The organism is Streptomyces sp. 8L, from assembly GCF_020176795.1.
Classification (GTDB): domain Bacteria; phylum Actinomycetota; class Actinomycetes; order Streptomycetales; family Streptomycetaceae; genus Streptomyces.
On sequence record NZ_JAIUKE010000084.1, the window covers coordinates 1 to 5,563 of the forward strand.

The following is a 5,563-nucleotide window of genomic DNA, read 5'->3' on the forward strand; positions in this document are numbered from 1 at the left end:
GTGTCGGGGTGCGCGGCGTCCCACCCCGGCGCGCGGGCCCGACCCAGCACCCGTGGGGGCGCGGGCGCCCCCCCCGGGGGGGCCCCCCGCCGGGGGGGGCCCGCGGGCTCAACTCCCGGGCCGGGGGCCGGTGGACGGTCGGGCCGGGGCATGTCGCTCATCGTCGTCATCCTTCGCTTCGTGCGTACCGCGCCGTCTCCCGGGGCAGCCAGCCGCGTTCCTCCAGCGCGTCGACGAGCGTTCCGAACGCCTCGTCGTAGCGCTCCTTCACCGTGCTCCTCGGCGTGAACCTGGCCGCGGTGCGCACCATGGTGCGCACGTCGTCGCGCGAGGTACCCGCGCCGCGCGCCGCGAGGACCGCCATCCCGAGTGCGGAGCCCGCCTGTTCGGGTACGGTCACGGGCCTGCCGAGCACGTCGGAGCGCAGCTGGTTCCAGTACGCGCTGCGCGTCGCGCCGCCCGTGAAGGCGATCGGACCCTCGACGCGCGCGCCGAGCTGCCGTACGTACGCCAGGCACAGGCGTTCCGCGAGCGCGACGCCCTGGAGCAGGGACGCGTAGAGGTCGGCGTCGTCGGCCGGGGTGCCGAGGGTGAACGCCTCCGCGCCCGACGCGAGGAACGGGAACCGCTCGCCCCGCGAGACCAGCGGATACGTCAGCGCGCCCGCCGGTTCACGGTCCGCGGGGGCGCGGTCGAGCGCGGCCAGGTCCGCGCCGGGGAACGCCGCGGACAGCGCGCCCGCGCCGACGCTCGACGCGCCGCCCGGCAGCCATGTCCCGTCGGGGGAGAGGTGGTTGTAGAGGACGCCGGTCGGGTCGTGCAGCGGCTGCGCGGTGACGCCCTTGATGACGAGGGTCGTGCCGAGAACGGTGTTCCAGCTGCCCACCTCCCAGGCGCCGGACGCGAGTTGGGCGGCGCAGCCGTCCGTCATCCCGGCCACGACGGGGGTCCCCTCGGCGAGACCGGTCGCCTCGGCGCCCGCCGCGCCGACCGTCCCGAGCACCGTGCCGGGCAGGACGACATCGGGAAACGCCAGGCGGTCCGCGAGGCCGAGCCGGTCCAGGACCTCCGTCGGCCAGGCGCGGTCGCGCGTGTCGTAGCCGGTCTTCAGCGCATGGCTCGAATCGGTCGCCACCGGCCGCCCGACGAGCCGGGCCGTGACGACGTCCGCCTGATGGCAGACCCGGGGCCGGATTCCGGCCGGGACATCGCCCTCGTCCGCCAGCCACAGCAGCTTCGCGAGGGCCCAACTCGGCTGGATGCGCTGCCCCAGCTTCCGCCAGACCTCGTCACCGGCCTCCTGCGCGCGATGCGCCTGCACCGCCGCGCGCCCGTCGTCGTACATCAGGGCCGGCGACACCGGCTCGCCTCCGTCGTCCGTCAGCAGCACCGTCCCCGAGGTGCCGCACACGGCGACGGCGGCCACGGGCGCCCGCAGGCCGCGTACCGCCGCCCGTACGGCGGTGCGGGTGGCGGACCACCAGTCGGCGGGGAGCTGCTCGTGCCGCGCCCCGTCGCGGGTGCCGGTCAGAGGCGCGGAGCCCTGGCCCCGTACGCGCCCCCCGGCAGTGACGGCGAGCGCGCGCACGCTCTGGGTGCCCAGATCGACGCCCAGCCATACGGCGGCGTCGGCGTCGGCGTCCATGTTCACGGCTTCCACCGCTCCACCTCTTCACGTCGTCGTGCGCCGTCACTCCGTGACACCGTCAGGAACCGTGGCGTCCCGGCCACTTCAGCGTCGCATCACCATAGATTAGTGTGACTTCCACAGCGCCGGATGTGAGTCGGGATGTGAGTCAGGAGTCGCCCCCATGGCGCAGCACACGGCCCACGGAACCTCCCACGGCGGCCCCGATCGCCGACGCCGTGAACTCGCCGCGTACGTGCTGAGCGCGGGCCCCGTGCCCGCCGCCGAGCTGGCGGCGCGGTTCGGCGTGAGCCTCATGACGGTCTACCGCGACATCGAAGAGCTGGAGCGGGAGGGCGTCCTGCGCAAGACGCGCGGCGGGGTGACCGCGCGGCCCTCCGGGGTCTTCGAACCGAACGTCGCGTACCGCAAGAAGGCCATGCGAGCCGAGAAGGCGGCGCTCGCGGCGCACGCGCTGAGGCTGGTGGAACCCGGCATGTCGGTGATGCTGGACGACTCGACCACAGTGCTGGAACTGGCCAGGCTGCTGCCCGCCGTCGAGCCGCTGACGGTCGCCACCAACTTTCTCGAAGCCCTGAACCTGCTGACCGGCGAGCGCGGCCTGCGGCTGCTGGGGCTCGGCGGCGAGTACGACCCGCTGCACGACTCGTTCCTCGGGGTCGGCTGCGAGGAGGCGGTCGGCGCGCTTCGTGTCGACGTGTGCTTCGTGTCGACGTCGTCCGTGGCCGGCGGCTTCGCGTACCACCAGGAGCAGCGCATCGTCGCCGTCAAGCGCGCCATGATCGCGGCGGCGGGCCGCTGTGTGCTGCTGATCGACCACTCGAAGCTGGCCCGGGGCGCGCTGCACAGGCTCGCTCCGCTCAGCGCGTTCGACCTGGTCGTTGTGGACGGCCGCGCCCCCGGCGAGGCGCTGCGCGCGCTGGAGGAGAGCGGCGTGCCGTACGAGGTCGCGCCCGTACCGGAAGCGGGCGCGGGAGCGGGCCCGGACACACCGGTTGGGCCGAACGAGCCGAACGAGCCGAACGGGCCGGACGCAGCCGATGGGCCGGACGGGTTGGACGGGGCAGATGGGCCGCACAGGTCCGGCGGTCCGGAATCCGGCGGTCTGGAACGGCCCGGCCGTCCGGAATCCGGCGGTCCGCCGCGCGCCGGAGATGCCGGGCGCCCCACGGCCTCCGTACCGTCTGAGAGACCCTCCGCACCCGCTCCGCTGTCCGTCCCGCCTCTCAAGGAGTCCCTGTCCGATGAAGATCCTTGCCGCCGGTGACCACTTCGTAGCCCCCGACCTCTTCGCGCGGGAGCTGGCCGCCGTGCTGGGCGCCGACCACGGGCATACGGTCGCCCCGCTGGAGCTCCCCTGGCCCCTCACGCCCTTCGGGCCGGTGTCCGAGGTGGACGAGGCGTCCGGCGACGAGGACACCATGATCGCGGCGCTGGCCGGAGCCGAGATCTGCCTGACGCAGATGGGTCCCGTGACGGCCAAGGTGCTCGACGGCGCCCCGGAGCTGCGGCTCGTGGTCGTCGGGCGCGGCGGGCCCGTCAACGTCAACCTCGACGCGGCGAAGGAGCGCGGCGTGCGCGTCTGCAACACGCCCGGCCGCAACGCCGCCGCCACCGCCGAGTACACGGTGGCGATGATGCTGGCCGCGATGCGGCGCATCCCGGAGACGTCGGCGGCGCTCGCATCGGGCCGCTGGGCCGGGGAGTTCTACACGTACGAGAACTGCGGTCCCGGCCTCGACGGCGCGAGCGTCGGGCTCGTCGGGTGCGGCGCGGTCGGCAGCCGGGTCGCCCGGGCGCTGACCGCCTTCGGGGCGCGGGTGCTGGTGTACGACCCGTACGCGGACGCCGCCGTGCTCCGGGAGTCCGGTGCGACGCCGGTGGGCGACCTGGACGAACTGCTGCGGGCCAGCGACGTCGTGTCGCTGCACGCCCGGCTCACCGCCGAGACCCGGGGCCTGCTCGGGAAGCGGGAGCTGGGGCTGCTGCCGGACGGCGCCGTCGTGGTGAACTGCGCGCGCGGCGCGCTGCTGGACGAGGACGCCCTGTGCGACGGGCTGGAGTCGGGGCGCCTCGCGGGCGCGGCACTCGACGTGTTCGCCGTCGAACCGCCGCCCGCCGACAGCCGGTTGCGCACGGCGCCGCGCCTCGTGATGACACCGCACCTCGCGGGCGCGAACACGGCGGTCGCGCACAACGCGGCGCGGATCGCCGCCGCCGAGGCCGCCCGGTACCTGCGCGGCGAGCCGCTGGCCCACCGCGTCGTCTGACAGCCGAGAATCTGCCCCTCGGGGTCCGGCCCTCCCGGGCCGGGATCGGGGGCCGCCCTTCAGGACTGAGAGGAGTGCACGGTGTGCGCGGTGTTCGTCGGGCTTGACATGGGAACGTCGGTGGCCAAAGCGGTGGCCTTCGCCGAGGACGGTACGGCCCTGCGGGCCGAGTCGGTGCCGGTGTCGCTGGGAGGCGGCGGGGACCGCGTGGAGCAGGACGTCGAGGAGGTCGTACGGGCGGCGGTCCGCGTGATCGACGCGGTGGCCGACGGCGGCCCGCCCGCGCTCGTCGGGATGACCGGACAGGGCGACGGGCTCTGGCTGGTCGACGCGGCGGGCCGGGCCGTACGCCCCGCCCTGTCGTGGATGGACGGCCGTGCGGGCGGACTCGTCGCGGACTGGATGGAGGACGGCACGGCGCTGCGGCTGTTCCGGCACACGGGCAACGTGCTGTTCCCCGGCTCGCCCGGCGCCCTCCTCGCGTGGCTCGACCGCAACGAGCCCGAGAGCCTCGACGCCGCCACAACGGCCGCCTGCTGCAAGGACATCCTGCATCTGCGGCTGACCGGGGAACGGTCCACCGACCTCTCCGACGCGTCGGTGCCCTTCCTCGACCCGACGACGCGCGCGTACTCGCCGCAGGTCCTCGAAGCGCTCGGCATCGAGCACCGGGCCGGCCTGCTGCCACCCGTACGGACGCCGGTGCCGTTCGGGCGGGCGCTCGGCGGCCGGAGCGGCACCGGGCTGCCCGCGGGAACGCCCGTGAGCTCGGGCCCGTACGACCTTCCTGCCAGCGCGCTCGGCGCGGGCATCACCGGGCCCGGCGACGGCCTGCTCATCATCGGTACGACGCTGGCCTGCGAAGTCGTCGCGGAGCGGGTGGTGCGTGACGGTGATCCCGTGGGCTTCCACCTCGCCACGGACCGCGCGGACCGGTACCTGAGGGCGCTGCCCGCCATGACGGGCACCGTCGCGCTCGACTGGGTGCTCGGCGTCACCGGCAGCACCCACGAGCAGGTGTCCGGCATGCTGGACGAGACGCCGCGCGGCGCGCGGGGCGTGGCGGCGCTGCCGTACCTGTCGCCCTCGGGCGAACGCGTGCCGTTCGTGGACCCGCGTGCCCGCGCCGAGTTCACCGGCCTCGATCTGCGGGCGTCCCGCGCCGAGTTGGTGCGGGGCATGTGCGAGGCGATCGCGTTCGCCGCCCGGCACTGCCTCGAAGCGGCCGGCCTGACGGGCGAGTTGGGGGTGTGCGGCGGCGGGGCGCGCAGCCTGCCGTGGCTGCGGATCTTCGCGGATGTACTGGGCCGCCCGCTGAAGGTCGCCCGGGGCCCCGAGCCTGGCGCGCGCGGCGCCGTGCTCGCGGCGCTCGGCGCCCGGGGCGGTGACCTGGGCCTCGACGTGGACACGGCGGAGTGGACGAAGCCGGACCTGGTGATCGACCCGGACCCGGAGGGCGTCGCCTACTACGAGGAGGCGTACGCGGACTACCTGTACCGGGTGGAGGCGGCCAGGTCCCGCTGGCACGGGGGGCCGGTGCGAGCGGTCTTGTAGGCGGGCGGTCGTGTGAGCGCTCTTGCGCGCGGGCGGGCCCAGCGGCCGTGTGAGCGCCGTGCGGGGGGCGTGTGTGAGCGGGCGTGCGGGC

At 75.2% G+C, this 5,563-nt stretch carries 4 protein-coding genes; 3 read left to right on the top strand and 1 reads right to left on the bottom strand.

Annotated elements, in window-relative coordinates; genetic code table 11:
* Positions 1-166: 166 nt before the first annotated feature.
* On the bottom strand, positions 167-1,645 hold the full coding sequence (locus LCE31_RS08925; protein WP_225013495.1) for an FGGY-family carbohydrate kinase: 1,479 nt from the start codon (positions 1,643-1,645) through the stop codon (positions 167-169).
* A gap of 166 nt (positions 1,646-1,811) precedes the next feature.
* Between LCE31_RS08925 and LCE31_RS08930 the strand changes: the two genes are divergently transcribed.
* The 3 genes from LCE31_RS08930 (at position 1,812) to LCE31_RS08940 (ending at position 5,472) form a co-directional block, all read left to right on the top strand.
* Positions 1,812-2,915, top strand: coding sequence for a DeoR/GlpR family DNA-binding transcription regulator (locus LCE31_RS08930; RefSeq protein WP_225013489.1), 1,104 nt, complete (start codon positions 1,812-1,814; stop codon positions 2,913-2,915).
* The gene (locus LCE31_RS08935; RefSeq protein WP_225013491.1) at positions 2,893-3,918 is read left to right on the top strand and encodes a 2-hydroxyacid dehydrogenase; all 1,026 of its coding nucleotides are present in this window, start codon (positions 2,893-2,895) and stop codon (positions 3,916-3,918) included. The genes LCE31_RS08930 and LCE31_RS08935 overlap by 23 nt, the downstream gene beginning before the upstream one ends.
* 90 nt (positions 3,919-4,008) lie before the next feature.
* Positions 4,009-5,472, top strand: coding sequence for an FGGY-family carbohydrate kinase (locus LCE31_RS08940; RefSeq protein ID WP_225013493.1), 1,464 nt, complete (start codon positions 4,009-4,011; stop codon positions 5,470-5,472).
* Positions 5,473-5,563: the final 91 nt, after the last annotated feature.